Source organism: Rubrivirga marina (assembly GCF_002283365.1).
Lineage (GTDB): Bacteria > Bacteroidota > Rhodothermia > Rhodothermales > Rubricoccaceae > Rubrivirga > Rubrivirga marina.
In genome coordinates, this window is sequence record NZ_MQWD01000001.1 from 914868 (window position 1) to 931559 (window position 16692).

The 16692-nt window shown below is 73.1% G+C and carries 9 protein-coding genes and 1 riboswitch; of the genes, 3 read left to right on the top strand and 6 right to left on the bottom strand.

The window, feature by feature from the left end; all coding sequences use genetic code 11:
- Positions 1–3 precede the first annotated feature (3 nt).
- From BSZ37_RS03645 to BSZ37_RS03660, 4 genes are all read right to left on the bottom strand, one after another.
- Positions 4–1878: a TonB-dependent receptor plug domain-containing protein gene (locus BSZ37_RS03645; RefSeq protein WP_095509235.1), complete on the bottom strand. Its 1875-nt coding sequence runs from the start codon at positions 1876–1878 to the stop codon at positions 4–6.
- 97 nt (positions 1879–1975) lie between these two features.
- Positions 1976–2212: riboswitch (cobalamin riboswitch) on the bottom strand.
- 110 nt (positions 2213–2322) lie between these two features.
- The gene (locus BSZ37_RS03650) at positions 2323–3771 is read right to left on the bottom strand and encodes a glutamate synthase subunit beta (RefSeq protein ID WP_095509236.1); all 1449 of its coding nucleotides are present in this window, start codon (positions 3769–3771) and stop codon (positions 2323–2325) included.
- A 316-nt stretch (positions 3772–4087) separates the two neighbouring features.
- Positions 4088–8623: a glutamate synthase large subunit gene (gltB, locus tag BSZ37_RS03655; protein WP_095509237.1), complete on the bottom strand. Its 4536-nt coding sequence runs from the start codon at positions 8621–8623 to the stop codon at positions 4088–4090.
- A 475-nt stretch (positions 8624–9098) separates the two neighbouring features.
- Entirely contained in the window at positions 9099–10457 is a 1359-nt protein-coding gene (locus tag BSZ37_RS03660) for an NAD-dependent succinate-semialdehyde dehydrogenase (RefSeq protein WP_095509238.1), read from the bottom strand.
- Positions 10458–10626: 169 nt separating this feature from the next.
- Between BSZ37_RS03660 and rnc the strand changes: the two genes are divergently transcribed.
- Positions 10627–11451, top strand: a complete 825-nt coding sequence (rnc, locus tag BSZ37_RS03665) for a ribonuclease III (protein WP_095509239.1) — start codon at positions 10627–10629, stop codon at positions 11449–11451.
- Between the two features lie 215 nt (positions 11452–11666).
- A complete protein-coding gene (gene gcvP, locus BSZ37_RS03670) occupies positions 11667–14516 on the top strand; it encodes an aminomethyl-transferring glycine dehydrogenase (protein WP_095509240.1) in 2850 nt (949 codons plus the stop codon).
- Between the two features lie 47 nt (positions 14517–14563).
- On the opposite strand, the gene BSZ37_RS21810 is transcribed toward gcvP, so the two are convergent.
- Together BSZ37_RS21810 and BSZ37_RS03675 are read right to left on the bottom strand one after the other, a co-directional pair.
- Complete coding sequence (locus BSZ37_RS21810) at positions 14564–14725, bottom strand: hypothetical protein (RefSeq protein WP_179299459.1); 162 nt, start codon at positions 14723–14725, stop codon at positions 14564–14566.
- An 88-nt stretch (positions 14726–14813) separates the two neighbouring features.
- Positions 14814–15329: a HEAT repeat domain-containing protein gene (locus tag BSZ37_RS03675; protein ID WP_095509241.1), complete on the bottom strand. Its 516-nt coding sequence runs from the start codon at positions 15327–15329 to the stop codon at positions 14814–14816.
- Positions 15330–15667: 338 nt separating this feature from the next.
- Here BSZ37_RS03675 and BSZ37_RS03680 point away from each other — a divergent pair, with 338 nt between their 5' ends.
- The gene (locus tag BSZ37_RS03680) at positions 15668–16576 is read left to right on the top strand and encodes an AraC family transcriptional regulator (RefSeq protein ID WP_143537552.1); all 909 of its coding nucleotides are present in this window, start codon (positions 15668–15670) and stop codon (positions 16574–16576) included.
- Positions 16577–16692: the final 116 nt, after the last annotated feature.

The following is a 16692-nucleotide window of genomic DNA, read 5'->3' on the forward strand; positions in this document are numbered from 1 at the left end:
GGGTTAACGAGCCCGGACCGTGAGTCGGAGCCGGGCGTGCCGCGGAGGCATGACGTGGGAGCGGACGATCTCATAGCGGGCGTCCAGGAGGTTGTCGAGGTCGAGGCCGAGCGTGACCTCGGCCGGACCGAGCGCGCGTGCGACGGCCGCGTGCGCCCCGACGACGAGGTGGGCCGGGAGCGGCTGCGTCCCGCCCCGCGTCGTCGGGCGCGCGCCGAGGGCCTGGGCGTCGAGGCCGAGCCGGAGGCCGCTGACGCGGAGCCCGCCCCACGCCTTGGCCGCCCACCGAGGCACGTAGCGGACGGGCGCGTCGGCGTCGAGGTCGCGGGCGTCCGTGACCGTGGCGACCGCCCCGCCGTCGACCAGCGCCGTCGCGCCGCCGAGGCGGACGAGGTGGGCTGCACGGGCCGACACCTCGGCTCCGAGCGTCCGCGTGCGGGCGACGTTCTCGGGGGCCCAGTAGCCGAGCCCGGTCGGCGCCCAGACGATCTGGTCGCGGGCCGTCGTGGCGAACGCCGTCGCCTCGATCCGAGCGCGGCCTCCCCCGACGACGGCGCCGAGGTCGGCGCTCCAGGCGGTTTCCGGGAGGAGGTCGGGGTTGCCGCCGGGGGCCCAGAATCGGTCGTTGAGCGTCGGCATCCGGAAGGCGCGGGCGACGCTCGCCTTGAGGGAGACGAGAGGGGAGAGGCGAGCGTTGGCGCCGAGTTGGGGCGCCAGCCCGAGTCGGGCCTCGCCGCCCGCCGGCGTGTGGAGGTCGGCGCGGAGCGCGGGGAACAGGACGACGGCACCGAGCACGTGCCGTCCCGCCAGGCCGAGGCCGAGCATCCGGTCCTCGGCCGTCTCGGCGAGGCTCGGGTGGGAGGCGCGGCCGAGGGCGCCGGTGGCCTCCGCCGTCCAGGTGCCTGCGCCGCGCGTGTTCGTGGCTCGGAGGGCGAATGCGGCGGTCGTCGTCCGCCCCGTCTCGTCGATGGCGTCGGCCCGGTCGCCGGCCGGGAACGGCGACGCGTAGCGGAGCTCGGCCCGCTGGGCGTGGGCCGTCGCCTCGAGGCGGACGGCAGGGGCGTCGTGGGCGGCGTGGCCGGAGAGCCGAAGCTGGCGGTCCCACTGGCGGGCCCCGACGAGCGCGCCGTCGGAGGGCGATCCGCCCAGGCCGCGCTCGGCGTCGGCGGCCCAGAGGGCGAGGCCGCCGCGTGTCGGGCCGCGCTCGGCCCGGAGGGCGCCGTAGGCCGTCGCCCGCCGGCTGTCCCACCCCTGGCGCGGGACGACCGGCTGCCCGACGCGGCCGAGATCAGCCACGCCGTAGTCGCCATCGGACTGCCCGGCCTCGACGGCGGCGACGGCGGCGAGCGCCCCGCGCTGTCCGCCCGCGAGGCCCGACACGCGCCGCTCGCCCCACGCCCCCACCTCGGTCGTCGCGCGGAGCCCGTCGGTCACCGGGCGGAGATGGACCACGCCGCCCAGCGCGCTCGACCCGTACAACCCCGAGGCCGGCCCGCTCAGCACCTCGACCGCCTCGAGGAGCGCCGTCGGCAGCAGCGTCAGGTCGATCTGGCCGAGCGCCGGGTCGGTGAGGGGCTGGCCGTCGAGGAGGACGAGTGCCTGTGGCGCGCTCGCCCCGCGGATCGAGAGGCTCGACAGTCCGCTCGGCCCGTAGCGCCGGACGTGGACGGGCGCGCGGGCCTGGAGGAGCTCCGCCAGATCGGGCGCGGCCTGGAGCGCCTCGCCGTCGAGGACCGTCACGCGCGCGGGCGCCTCGCGTGTCGCGACGGCCTCACGGGCGGCCGTCACGGTGACCTCGCCGAGCGTCGAGTCGGACGCGGCGGGCTGACTGGCAGCGGCCAGCGGGGCGAGCAGGAGGAGGAGGGCGCGGAGGCGCATCAAAAAACCCCGCGCCTCAAGCAGGCACGGGGTCACGCGCGGGCCCACGCAGTCGGGCCGACGTCGAGCTCACCGCGCCTCTGGTCCCGGAGGCGGTGGGGGGCGTCGCGCTCGGGCAGGTCTCCTGGCTCACGGCCCGGCCGACCGGCGGTGCCGGTCAGCGTGCGTCAGCTCCGCCCCGGCCTTCCCCTCACGAGAGAGTGGCAGCGGGCGTCACGGCCGACGGCGGGCCGCCTACAGTTGCGGGTACAGCTCCGGACTTGCCGCGAACGGCGCACCGGATTCCCTTTTCATCCGCGCGGGGACGCGCGGAACCTGAGGCGGGGCGAAAGAGCAGGCCTCCAAGGTAGAGGCACGACGGGCTGGGCGTGACCCGGCCGCTCATCTTCACGCGCCGGCCCCCTCCGCCTCGGTGTCTCCGGGGAGCGACCGAGGCGGGCGGCGTCAGGCGCGCGGGAGATCGCCGGCGCCCTTCGTCGGGAGCGGGGACGCGCCGCGGAGGTAGACGTCGACGGCGCGGGCGGCCTCGCGGCCCTCCGAGATGGCCCAGACCACGAGCGAGGCGCCGCGCTGGGCGTCGCCGGCCACGAACACGCCGTCCTCGGCCGTCGCGAACTCGGTCGCCTGGACGCGCCCGCGGCCGTCGAGGCCGACGCCCGTCTGCGCCGTGAGGGCCTCGGTCTCCGGCCCGGCGTAGCCGATGGCGATCACCACGAGGTCGGCGTTCCAGAAACGGTCGGTGCCGTCGATCTCCTCGACGTGGAAGCCAGCGGAAAGATCGACCGTCGCGTCGAGCGTGCGGACGCGCTCGACGCGGCCGTCGCCGATGAACTCCTGGGCCGAGACGGACCAGATCCGGTCGCCGCCCTCTTCGTGCGACGATGAGGTCGAGAGCGCCGGGCTTTGGAACGGCCACACCGACCCTCGCGGGACGCGCTCCGGCGGCCGCTCTGTGATCTGGAAGCTGACGATCGACACGGCCCCCTGACGATGCGCCACGCCGATGCAGTCCGACGCCGTGTCGCCGCCGCCGATGACGAGCACGCGCTTACCGGCCGCGCTGATCTCCGGCGCCTCGCAGTCGCCCGCGACGCACCGCGCGTGACTCGTGAGGTAGTCCCACGCCGTGTGGACCCCATCGAGGTCGCGGCCGGGCACGGGCAGGTCGTGGGCCCGTGTCGCGCCGGTCGCGATCACGACGGCGTCGTACGTCTCGCGGAGCTCGCCGTACGTCACGTCTCGGCCGACCTCGACGCCGCACTCGAACGCGATGCCGGAGGCGCGCATCACGTCGATTCGACGCTCGACGACCTCCTTGCTCAGCTTGAAGTCCGGGACGCCGTACCGGAGGAGCCCGCCGGGACGGTCGTCGCGCTCGAACACCGTGACGGCGTGGCCGACCGTTGCGAGCTGGGCCGCCGCGGCGAGCCCGGCCGGACCGCTCCCGATCACGGCCACGCGCTTTCCGGTCGGCGGGACGCCCGTGATCGGCTGGATCCAGCCCTCGTCGAACGCCTGCTCGCCGATCGTCCGCTCGATCTGCTCGATCGTCACCGGCTCCTCGATGAGTCCCAGCACGCACGCCTGCTCGCACGGGGCCGGGCAGATCCGCCCCGTGAACTCCGGGAAGTTGTTCGTCCGGCTGAGGACGTCGTACGCCTCTCGCCAGCGCCCGTCGCGGACGGCCTCGTTGAAGTCGGGGATCGGGTTGCCGAGCGGGCAGCCCGACTGGCAGAACGGGACGCCGCAGTCCATGCACCGCCGCGCCTGGACCGTGACCTCGGGCGCGAGGAGCGGGAGCTCGACGGGAAGGTTATCGGCCAGCCGCTCGTCGACGGCGCGGCGAGGCGCCGTGCGGCGCGGGAGCGAGAGGAAGTCGAACGTGCTGGACATGGCGGTGCGGGTCGGTCGGCCTCGGCGCCGAGGCGGGATGGGCTGGAGGCGTGTGGCGCGGATGGCGTCACCCTCTCCCCGTGTCATCCTGAGCGGAGCGGAGGGCGGAGCCCGGAGCGCAGTCGAAGGATCTCTGACGAGCGGGGCATCGATGCGAGCTTCGGTGACGGCCTGCGGCCTCATCGCACCAGAGACCCTTCGACTCGCGGAGCCTGTGCTGAGCCCAGCCGAAGTGCTCGCTCAGGAGGACGACGAGGGGGAGCGGTGCGAGAAGGGCCGCCTCGGTGGCCCCGGGGACCGACCGAGGCGGGCGGGGTCAGGCGTGTTGGGAGACGTCGGCGGGGGCGGCCGCCTCGGCGGTCGCGGCGGGGCGGTCGGGGGCGTGCTCGATGGGGGCACCGCCCTCGGCCATGAGCGCGCGGCGGTACTCCGTTGGGAAGACGAGGACGAACCGGCGGAGCGCGGCCGGCCAGTCGTCCAGAAGAATCCGGGCCGTCTCGCTGCCCGTCTCGGCCGCGTGCGCCTCGATGAGCTGGCGGAGCTCCTCGGCGTCTTCGGAGCCCCGCGCGACCGGCAGCAGGTCGACCGTCTCCGGGTTCACGCGCCGCGCGACGAACTGGCTGTCGAGGTCGAGCACGTACGCCTTCCCGCCGCTCATGCCGGCTCCGAAGTTGCGGCCCGTTGTGCCGAGGACGACCACGCGCCCGCCCGTCATGTACTCGCAGCCGTGGTCGCCCACGCCCTCCACGACAGCCGTCGCGCCGCTGTTGCGGACGGCGAACCGCTCGCCGGCTCGGCCCCGCGCGAAGAGCGCGCCCGAGGTCGCGCCGTAGAGCGCCACGTTCCCGATCAACACCTGCTCACTCGGCACGAACCCGGCCTCGGCCGGCGGCACGACCACGAGCCGCGCGCCCGAGAGGCCCTTGCCCACGTAGTCGTTGGCGTCGCCTTCGAGGCGGATCGTGAGGCCCTGCGCGCCGAACGCGCCGAGGCTCTGCCCGGCCGAGCCGCGCGCCCGGACCACCACCGAGTTGTCGGCGAGGGGGGCGGCGCCGGCGACGGAGCGCCGCGCGAGCGCGCCGCTGAGCCGCGTGCCGAAGGCCCGGTCCGAGTTGCGGACGTCGAGCGCGGCCTCGGCCCGCTCGCCGCGGTCGAGGGCTTCGAGGATCGAGCGCCGTGCCTCCTGGCGGACGGCCGGCGAGACGGGGCCGCCCTGCGGGTTGTCCTCGAACGGCCGGAGGATCTCAGGTGTCTCGACCTCGGCGAGGACCGCGCCGAGGTCGAGCCCCGTGGCCGCGGCCGCGGGCGACGTCGTCAGGAGGTCGACGCGCCCGCGGGCCTCGGCCAGCGTCCGCAGCCCCAGAGCCGCCAGGATCTGGCGGGCCTCCTCGGCCACGAAATGGAAGTAGTTGACGACGCTCTCGGGCGTCCCCCGGAAGTGCGAGCGGAGCGTCTCGTCCTGCGTCGCGATGCCGACCGGGCACGCGTTGAGGTGGCACTTCCGCATCATGATGCAGCCCATCGCCACCAGCGGCGCCGTTGCGAAGCCGAACTCGTCGGCCCCGAGGAGCGCGCCGATCACCACGTCGCGGCCCGTCTTGAGATGGCCGTCGACTTCGAGCCGGACGCGCTGGCGGAGGCCGGTCGCGCGGAGGGCCTGCTGGACTTCCGCCAGCCCCAATTCCCACGGGAGGCCGGCGTGCGCGATCGACGTCTGCGCCGCCGCGCCCGTCCCGCCGTCCGAGCCCGAGACGAGGATCGTGTCGGCCCCGGCCTTGGCGACGCCCGCCGCGATCGTCCCAATGCCGGCCTCGGACACCAGCTTGACCGTCACGCGCGCCTCCGGGTTGACCGTCTTGAGGTCGAAGATGAGCTGGGCGAGGTCCTCGATGGAGTAGATGTCGTGGTGCGGCGGCGGCGACACGAGCCCGACGCCGGGCGTCGCGTGGCGCGCCTTCGCGATCGGCCCGACCACCTTGAAGCCCGGCAGCTGGCCGCCTTCGCCGGGCTTGGCGCCCTGGGCCATCTTGATCTGGATCTCGTCGGCCGTGCCCAAATACTCGGCCGTCACGCCGAAGCGGCCCGAGGCGATCTGCTTGATCCGGCTGCGGGCCGGGTTCGAGGCCGGGTAGCGCTCCGGCGACTCGCCGCCTTCGCCCGTGTTGCTCTTGCCGCCGAGCCGGTTCATGGCGACGGCCAGCGTCTCGTGGGCCTCCTTCGAGATCGACCCGTACGACATCGCGCCCGTCTTGAACCGCGTCACGATGTCGCCCCACGGCTCCACCTCGTCCGTGTCAACGGGTGTTTCGGCATGGACGAAGTCCAGCAGACTGCGGAGCGTCGAACGCCGCCGCGAGAGGTCGTCGACAGAGGTGGAGAAGGCGGTGAACGAGACGTAGCGCCCGGCGTCCTCGTCGTCGGCGCGGACGGCCTGCTGGAGGCGGACGATGGCCTCGGGGCCCCACGCGTGGCGCTCGCCGCCCCGGCGCCACTGGTAGCGCCCTCCGACGTCGAGCCCGTTCTCAAAAGGGACCTGTGCGTGGCGCTGGCGGAGCTCGGCCTCCAGATCCGCGAACGTCGCGCCGCCGATGCGCGACGGCGTCCCGGCGAACGCCGCCTCGACGACCTCGTCGGCCAGGCCAAGGGCCTCGAAGATCTGGGCGCCCTGGTAGCTGCGGAGCGTCGAGATGCCCATCTTCGAGAGCACCTTCAGGAGCCCCTTGCCGATGGCCTTGACGGTGCGCGCGACGGCCTCGTCCGGTGTGCCCTCGACGTGCCCCGCCTCGGCCAGCCAGCGGACCGTGTCGACGAGGAGCGTCGGGCAGACGGCCGAGGCGCCGTAGCCGACGAGCGCGGCGACGTGGTGGACCTCCCGGGCCTCGCCGGTCTCGACCACGAGCTCGGCGAACGTCCGCAGCCCGCGCCGGATCAGCCCGTGGTGGACCGCGCCGACGGCCAGCAGCGCCGGGATCGGCGCGCGCTCGGCGTTCGCGGCGGAGTCCGACAGGATGAGAATCGAGGACCGCTGCTCGATGGCCGAGGCGGCCTCGGTCACGAGGCGGGCGACGCCGTCGGCGAGCGTCTCGTCGGGGCCGAGCGTCGCGTCGAGCGTGGCCGTCCGGAACGCCGGGTCGCGGTCGCCGAAGGCGCGGACGCGGGCGAGGTCGTCGGGTGTCAACACCGGCTGCTCGAGGCGGAGGCGCCGGCACAACTCGGGCCCGGGCTCGAGCACGTTCTGCGCCTCGCCGAGGTGCGTGATCAGCGACGTCACCAACTCCTCGCGGATCGCGTCGAGCGGCGGGTTCGTGACCTGCGCGAACCGCTGGCGGAACCGGTCGAAGAGGAGCCGCGGGCGGTCGGAGAGGGCTGCGATCGGCGTGTCGTCGCCCATCGACCCGAGGGCCTCCTTGCCGTCGCCGGCCATCGGCGGGATGAGGAGGCCGAGGTCCTCCTGCGTGTAGCCGTAGAGCCGGAGCCGCTCCTCGAAGCTCAGGCCGTCGTTGGCCACAGCGGCCTCGGCCTCGTCGTGGAGGTCGCCGAGGCGGACGAGGCTGCGGGCGAGCCACGCGTCGTACGGCGCGTCGGTGGCGAGGCCGGCCTTGATCTCCTTGTCGCTCACGATCCGCCCCTCGTCCAGGTTGAGGAGGAGCATCTTCCCCGGCTCCAGCCGCCCCTTCTCGACGATCGTCGCCGGGTCGAGGTCGAGCACGCCGGTCTCGGACGAGAGGACCACGAGCCCGTCGGAGGTCACGGTGTAGCGCGACGGGCGGAGGCCGTTGCGGTCGAGGACAGCACCGAGGGTCGAGCCGTCGGTGAACTGGATGGTGGCCGGGCCGTCCCACGGCTCGAGGGCGCAGGCGAACGCCTCGTAGAAGGCCCGCCGCGCGGGGTCCATGTCGGGCGCGTGCTCCCAGGCCTCGGGCACGAGCGCCATGATGGCCTGCGGCAGCGGCCAGCCGGCGTGGACGAGCAGCTCGAGCGCGCCGTCGAGCGACTTCGAGTCCGAGTCGCGGTCGTCGAGCGTGGGCAGGACGTCCTTCAGCCGTCGCCCGAAGGCCGACGAGAAGAACGCGGCCTCGCGCGCGCGCCACGCGTTCCGGTTGCCGAGAACCGTGTTGATCTCGCCGTTGTGGCACAGCGTCCGGAACGGCTGCGCGAGCGGCCACTGCGGCATCGTGTTCGTCGAGAACCGCGAGTGGACCATCGCGAGGGCGCTCTTGAAGCGCGGGTCGCGGAGGTCGGGGTAGAACGCCGCCAGCTGGGCGGGCGTCAGCATCCCCTTGTACGTCGTCGTCCGCGACGAGAACGACACGACGGCGAACGGGTCGGCGAACGTCGCCTCGCGCTCGATCCGGCGGCGGGCGATGTAGAGGGCCCGCTCGACGTCGGCCCCCCGCTCGACGCCGTCGGGCCGGGCGACGACAGCCTGCACCACGACCGGCTGCGACTGGCGCGCGATGGGCCCGGGCACGTCGGCCTCGGTGGGCACCTCGCGCCACCACAGCAGCGGGATCCGCTCCTCTAGGAGGATCCGCTCGACGAGGGCACGGCCTTCGGCGACGGCGTCCTCCGGAAGGAAGAGCATGGCGAGGGCGTAGTCGCCCTGGGCCGGGAGCTCGACGCCCGCCTCCTCGGCGATCGAGCAGAGGAAGGCGTCGGGGAGCTGGACCGTGATGCCGCAGCCGTCGCCAGTCTGTCCGTCGGCCCCGATCGCCCCGCGATGGTCAAGGCGCACCAGGATCTCCAGCCCCTGCGTCACGATCGCGTGCGACGGCAGATTGGTCAGCGTGGCGACGAACCCGACGCCACACGCGTCGTGGTGGTCGGCGGGCGAATAGAGCGTGCGCGACATGGCAGGAGGGGAGTGGAAGGAGCGCGCACGCCGAGGGCCGTCACCCCTCGCTCCGTCTCCCGGGGGCCCTCCTCTGGCGGACCGTGAAGACGAGGCGAACGCGCTCCGCAAGTAGGGTCCGAATCGCGCCAAGCGCCATAGTTTCCGAAGGTTGGAAGTGCTTCCGGTCAGACGGAAGCGCTTTTATTCTCTATCTTACATTATTGATTTAGGCATTTGCAAATCGAATGCCTCATCTCGTGAGGCGTTCGCCGTCCTGTGGGGAAGACGAACCGCCGTGATAGAGTCCCGCGGTGCCGGCTGCACTCCGGGTTAGGGTGGGATTCCGCCCGCCCAGGCGTCGGTGCGGGGCCCTCGGCGGTGCTACCGAGGTGGGGTTGGGGCTTCCGCTGCGAAGGCCGCGCTGCAGGCCGCCGTCGTCCTGGGGAGCATCGCGGCGATGGCGTCGGCGTCATCCGCCGTCCTTCTCCGGACGTCAGTCGACCCAGATCGTCTTGGCGTTGACGAAGGCGTGGATGCCCTGCCGCGCGAGCTCGCGGCCGTAGCCCGAGACGCCGATGCCGCCGAACGGAAGATTCGGGTGGCTCTTCGTCATCTCGTTCACGAACACGGCGCCGGACCGGATCTCGCGTGCCAGCCGCTCTCCCTTGGCCGCGTCCCGCGTCCACACGCTCCCGCCGAGCCCGAACGGCGTCGCGTTCGCCAGGCGGACCGCGTCGTCGGCGTCCTCGGCCGTGACGAGCGACGCGACGGGGCCGAAGATCTCCTCGTCGAACGCCGGGCTGCCCTCCGTCACGTTCCCGAGGACGGTCGGCGGGTAGTAGAAGCCGGTGCCGTCGGGGATCGCGCCGCCCGTGAGGATGTCCGCGCCCGCCTCGGCGGCCCGCTCGACCTGCTCCTGAATGCCCTCGCGGGCCTTGCCGTTCACGAGCGGCCCGAGGTCCACGTCGCACATCGGGTCGCCGACGGTGAGCGCCTCCATCCGCTCGACGAACCGGCGCGTGTACGCCTCCGCGATCGGCTTCTCGAGGATGAACCGCTTGGCCGCGATGCACGACTGGCCGTTGTTCTGCACGCGGGCCGTCACGCCCGTCTCGACGGCCGCGTCGAGGTCGGCGTCGGCCAGCACCACGAACGCGTCGGACCCGCCGAGCTCCAGCACGGACGGCTTGAGCGCCTCGCCCGCCGCCTTCCCGACCGCGCGGCCGGCCGTCTCGGAGCCCGTCAGCGTGACGGCCCGGATCCGGTCGTCGGCGATGGCATCCGCCGCCTGGTCGTGGTCGATGACGAGGTGCTGGAAGACGCCCTCGGCGAAGCCCGCCTCGGCGAACAGCTCGGCCATCCGGTCGCCGCACCCGAGGACGGCCTCGGCGTGCTTCAGAATCCCCACGCCGCCGGCCATGACGGTCGGCGCGGCGAAGCGGAAGGCCTGCCAGAACGGGAAGTTCCACGGCATGATGGCGAGGACCGGCCCCAGCGGCTCGTAGGCCACGAAGCTTCTCGACGCCTCCGTCTCACGCACCTCGTCCGCCAGGAAGCGCTCGGCGTGCTCGGCGTAGTAGCGGCAGACCCAGGCGCACTTTTTCGCTTCGGCGACGGCCTGGTCGAGCGGCTTGCCCATCTCGGTCGTCATGAGGCGGCCGAGGGCGTCGGCACCGTCTTCCAGCAGGTCGGCCAGCCGGCGCATGGCCTCCGCGCGCTGGCCGAAGGCCGACCGGCGGTGTGCCTCGAAGGCGTCGGCGGCCCGGTCGAGCGCCGCGTCGAGGTCGGCGTCGGAGGCGGTCTCGTAGTGGGCGATCTCGGCCTCGGTGGCCGGGTTGACGGTGGTCGGCATGGGAGCGAGCGCAGGGGGCGAGTGGACGAGTCACGGGCGGATAGGCTCCGCGGACGGACCGTCCCTGGGCCCCATCTTCTGGGGTGCGGCGCCGGCACATGAAAACCCGGCCCCCTCGGTTGCCGAAGTTGGCGGAGATAGGGAGATTCCGGGTCCGCCCGCGTTGCCCATGTCGACCTCAGGAACGATTCGCCGTACCGGCCGCCTCGTGCGGTCGTGGCTCGGAGCGTTCCGCACGCCGCCCGAGGCCGGCCCGGCGCCGGTGGTCGACGAGGTGACCGAGCGCGGGGTGGCCCGCCGCGACGTCGAGTCGCTCGTGGGGATGCCCGTCGGCGACCTCGACCTGTACGAGCACGCGCTCCGCCACCGGTCCCTCTTCCGGGGCCTCACGACCGACGGCACCGAGTCGAACGAGCGGCTCGAGTTCCTCGGCGACGCCGTCCTCGGGACGATCGTGGCCGACGTCCTGTACCGCCGGTTCCCCGACCGCGCCGAGGGCCTCCTCACGCGCACGCGGGCGACGCTCGTCAACGGGAAGGCGCTGGCGGGCTACGCCGAGGCCCTCGGGCTCGGACCGCTCATCCTGATGAGTGAGAACATGGACAGCTCGGAGGGCCGGTCGAACCAGACGATCCTCGCGGACGCCTTCGAGGCCATCGTCGGGGCCGTCTACCTCGACCTCGGGTTCTCCGCGGCCCGCCGGTTCGTGACCGACGTCCTCGACCGGTGCGTGGACCTGGAGGAGGCCGCGGCCGACCGGAGCAACCACAAGAGCCGGCTCCTGGAGCACGTCCAGGGCCTCGGCCTCGACCAGCCGACCTACGAGGTGGTCTCGGAGGAGGGCCCGAGCCACGACCGCTGGTTCACGGTCGCCGCCGTCGTCGCGGGCGAGCGGCTCGGGGAAGGCGAGGACCGCTCGAAAAAGGGGGCCGAGCAGGCCGCGGCGCGCGAGGCGCTCGCCACGCTCCGCGATCGAGAGAAGGCCGAAGCGTAGGCCGGCCCCCGCCGCCTCGGCGCCGAGGCGGGCCGGGCCGCCTCGTTCTAGAGGGGTCCGGGCAAGCCCATCCCGGTCCACCCGACGCGTCTCTCCGGTCGATGCCCCGAGGCGGGGCGGGCGGAGCGCCTGGGGAGGCCGGGCGAACTCCCGGTGAGGCGGACCGCTCGCCGCCGGGTTGGCGTTATTTCCGCCCAGCCCCCCACCCGGTCCCGATGGAGACGCTCGCCCGCACCGCCGCCCACCCCGACCGCTTCTCGGATCGCCACCTCGGGCCCTCTCGGGACGAGCGCGCTGAGATGCTCGACCTCCTCGGGTTCGACTCGCTCGACGCCCTGAGCGACGCCGCCGTCCCGAACGACATCCAGCTCGACCGCGCGCTCGACCTGCCGGACGCCCGCTCCGAGCGCGAGCTGCTCGACGAGCTCGCCGGCCTCGCCGCGCTCAACGAGACGACGCGGAGCTACCTCGGCCTCGGCTACCACGGGACGGTCCTCCCGCCGGTCATCCAGCGGAACGTGCTCGAGAATCCGGGCTGGTACACGCAGTACACGCCGTACCAGGCCGAGATCGCGCAGGGGCGGCTGGAGGCGCTCCTCAACTTCCAGACGGTCGTGAGCGACCTCACGGGTCTGCCGATCGCCAACGCGTCGCTCCTCGACGAGGGTACGGCCGCGGCCGAGGCGATGACGCTGTTCGCCGGCGCCCACCGCGGCAAGCGCTCGACGTTCGTGGTCGACGCGCGGTGCCACCCCCAGACGATCGCCGTCGTGCAGATGCGGGCGGAGCCCGTCGGGATCGACGTCGTGGTGACCGACGCCCTCGAGGCCGAGGTCGGCGACGACACGATCGGCGTGCTCGTCCAGTACCCGACGACCGACGGCGAGGTCGTCGACTACGCCGGCCTCGGGGAGCGGGTGCACGAGGCCGGCGGGTACCTCGCCGTGGCGACCGACCTCCTGGCGCTGACGCTCATCGAGGCACCGGGCGCCTGGGGCGCCGACGTGGCGCTCGGGTCGAGCCAGCGGTTCGGCGTGCCGATGGGCTTCGGCGGGCCGCACGCGGCGTTCTTCGCCACCACCGACGGGTTCGCACGCAAGATCCCGGGCCGCATCATCGGCGTGAGCCAGGACCGCCACGGCGAGACGGCGCTCCGGATGGCGCTCCAGACGCGCGAGCAGCACATCCGCCGCGAGAAGGCGACCTCGAACATCTGCACGGCGCAGGTCCTCCTCGCCAACATCGCCGGCTTCTACGCGGTCTACCACGGGCCCGAGGGGCTGACGCGGATCGCCGAGTACGTCCACGGCCAGACGCGGCGCCTCGCGGAGGCGCTGGAGGCCGCCGGTCACGAGGTGCTCCACGACGCGTTTTTCGACACCCTCCGCGTCCGGACCGCCGACGGGCTCGACGCCGTGGCCGTCGCCCGCGACGAGTTCGACATCAACCTCCGGCGCTACGACGACGGGACCGTCGGCGTCGCGCTCGACGAGACGGTCACCGATGAGGACCTCGCCGACCTCGTCGACGCCTTTGGCGGCACGATGCTGCCCGAGGCGGAGGACCTCGCCGAGTACGACGGCCCGCTCGCCCGCCAGTCGGGCTTCCTGGACCACCCGACGTTCTCGAGCTACCACGCCGAGCACGAGATGCTCCGCTACCTCAAGCGGCTCGAGAACAAGGACCTCTCGCTCGTCCACAGCATGATCCCGCTCGGGTCGTGCACGATGAAGCTGAACGCGACGGCCGAGATGATGCCGGTCACGTTCCCCGGCTTCGCCAACGTCCACCCGTTCGCGCCGGACGACCAGACGGAGGGTTACGAGGAGATCGTCGACACGCTCGAGGAGTGGCTCGCCGAGATCACCGGGTTCGACGCCGTCTCGCTCCAGCCCAACTCGGGCGCGATGGGCGAGTACGCCGGCCTCCTCACGATCCGCGCCTACCACCGCGCGCAGGGCGACGACCAGCGGACCGTCTGCCTCATCCCGACGTCGGCGCACGGCACGAACCCGGCCTCGGCGGTCATGGCCGGCATGGACGTCGTGGCCGTCAAGGTGACCGACGAGGGGGAGGTCGACATGGACGACCTCCGCGCCAAGGCCGAGGCCCACGCGGACAAGCTGGCGGCGCTCATGATCACGTACCCGAGCACGCACGGCGTCTTCGAGCGGACGATCCGGCAGATCGCCGACGTGGTCCACGAGGCGGGTGGGCTCGTCTACATGGACGGGGCCAACATGAACGCGCAGGTCGGGCTCTGCCGGCCCGGCGACTACGGGATGGACGTGTGCCACCTCAACCTGCACAAGACGTTCGCCATCCCGCACGGCGGCGGCGGCCCCGGCATGGGCCCGATCGGCGTGGTCGAGAAACTCCAGCCGTTCCTTCCCGGCCACCCCGTCGTGCCGACGGGGGGCGACGAGGCGATCGGGCCGGTCGCGGCGGCGCCCTACGGGAGCGCCCTCGTGCTGCTGATCTCGTGGGCCTACATCGCGATGATGGGCGCCGAGGGCCTGAAGAAGGCGTCGCAGGTCGCGATCCTGAACGCCAACTACATGGCGAAGCGGCTGGAGGGCCACTACGACGTGCTCTACCGCGGGCCGAATGGGTACGTCGCGCACGAGTTCATCCTCGACGTCCGCCCGTTCCAGAAGTCGGGCGTCTCCGCGGAGGACATCGCTAAGCGCCTCATCGACTACGGCTTCCACGCACCGACGATGAGCTGGCCGGTCGCGGGCACGCTCATGATCGAGCCGACCGAGTCGGAATCGAAGGCGGAGCTCGACCGGTTCTGCGACGCCATGATCGCGATCCGCACCGAGATCCAAGAGGTCGAGCTCGGCACCGCCGACGCCGACGACAACGTGCTCAAGATGGCGCCGCACACGGTCGAGGAGGTCACGGCCGACGCGTGGTCGCACCCCTACACCCGCCAGCAGGCCGCCTGGCCGGCGGAGTGGTCGCGGGTCCAAAAGTTCTGGCCGGCGGTCGGCCGTGTCGACAACGCCTTCGGCGACCGGAACCTCGTGTGCTCGTGCCCGCCGATGGAGGACTACGCCTGAGCCGGCCCCGCCCGCCTCGACGCCGAGGCGGGCCGGCCCGGTCCGGTTCAGCCCTCCGTCTCGGCGTCCTCTCGCACGTCGGCCTCGAGCGCGTTGGCCGCCCGTCGGATCGCCTCGGCGAGCGGCCGCTTCCCTTGGGCTTCCAGCGTGATCGCGTACCGCCGGAGCTGGCGGACGTCGGGGTCCTCTCGGTCTAGGTCGTCTTCCATGGTCCCATGTCGTGAGCTTACAGCAACATAGACATGCGCCCCGCCGGCCGAAGCCGACGGGGCGCATTGTTGAAGCAGGGCGGTCGGCCTACGGAGTCCTCTCGGTGAGGGCCCCCTCGATCAGACCCATCAGGGCCGGGTCGTGGCGGAGCGCGTACGTCCCGTAGTGGTCGACGAGGACCGCCGCGAGGAGGCGTCGGACGTTCGGGTGGCCCCGCTGCTCGACCTCAGCCTCGACTTCGGCGCGGAGCGCGGCCATGGCGGCCTCGTCGCCCGACGCCTCGAGCGCACGGAGGGCCATGACGCGGAGCCGCTCGTCGGCGTCGGTCCGGTAGACGGAGAGGAGGGCCGGGACCGCCGGTCGGATGTCGGCGCCCTCGACGAAGCCGAGCGTCGCGACCGCGTGGAGGGCGTCGGTACGGACGCGATCAGACGGGGACTCGAGCGCTTCCACGACGGCGGCGCTGACGCGGAGGGGGGCGTCGGGCGTCCCGGCGAACGGGGCGGCCCCCAGGAAGGTGGACCGGGGGAACGTGTCGGGTTGGGCGTGGGCGGCCCCGACGAGGGTGCAGACGGCGAGCGCTGCGGTAAGGGGGAGTCTCATGGGAACAGGGGGGAAAGGAGAGCGGCCCTACGCCCCCTGCTCCGGTGGGTTACGCTCTGCTGCACGTCGCCGAGCGCAAGCCCGGGACAGGACCCCTCGGCGCCGAGGCCGTGACGGTCCAGCGTGTCGTCGTCCGTACGTTCGCGTCGGCCGCGGCTGTGGGAGTGCGCTCCAGCGGTCGCGCCCATCGTATGGGTTGGTTCCTCGTGCCCCTTGAAGCGCGGGAGAGACGAGGCGTCCGTCAGCCTCCAGAGCGTCCGCGAGGCCGGCGTTGTCGGTTGCCATCGAGTTCAGGCCCCCTCACGAGACGCGGAGGCCCCTCCCCTCTACTCAACCCCATGCCGTTGACCGAGCCGACCGATCCGTTCGCGGAGCCCCAGAGCTTTCGTCTGGATTCGGACGCCCTCCCGGCGGCGCTCCGGCCCTACCTCCGCGAGATCGCCGAGCAGGCGATGCCGGAGCCGATGGAGCCGGTCTCCTTCGCCCTGAGCGCGACGACCCTACCGAACCTCAACGTCACGCTGGAGGGACGCGGCCACGTCGTGATGCCGCCTGCGTACGGCGGACGGACCGTTCCGCTCGACCCGTTCTCGCTGGCGGGCCCTCAGGTACACCCCGTCGTCGTGGAGGTGGCCTCGGCCCTGCGGGGGATGGACGTCCTGTTCTCGCCGGTGGGGCCGTTCGCGCTCCTCGGCGTGGTGGACTACCGGCTCTCGCCCGACGGGCCGCCGCCGCTCCACGAGGTCGTCCGCCCCGACTTGGCGGAGGAGGTTCAGGCGTGGCGTGACGACGTCCTCGCGGCGCCTTCCGCGGGGACCCCACCGGCCGAGGCGTTCGCCGCCCGGGCCGCGCGGATCGTCGCGTTTCTCGAGGCGCGGCTGGACGACGTGCCGCGCGAGGCCGACTTCCTGGGCCGGGCGGTTGACGCCGTCGAGGCCGCCGAGGGGGTGATCGGGATGGCGGCCCTGGCTAGGGAGATGGGCGTGAGCACGGCCACGCTCCGTCGACGCTTCGCCGTCATCGGCCTGCCCCTCAAGCGGTTCTCGGCCGTCGTGAGATTCCGCCACGCCCACCTCTTCCTTGCCACGACGCCGGGCGCGACCTGCGCCGACGCCGTCCACCGCTTCGGCTACGCCGACCAGGCGCACCTCGTCCGCGAGCACCGGCGGTTCTCGGGGGCCCCGCCGACGCGCTGGTCCATCGCCGACCGCTCGTTCGACCGCCTCGGAGGGCCGCCCGACGCGTGAGCGAAATGTTCAAGACCTGAGGAGTCCGGCGCCCGATGTTGCGCGCTTCGTCGGCCACCTCTTGAGGCGCTGTGGGTCGCGTACGTCTCGGCTCTCTCCTCGTGGGTACCGTGGCC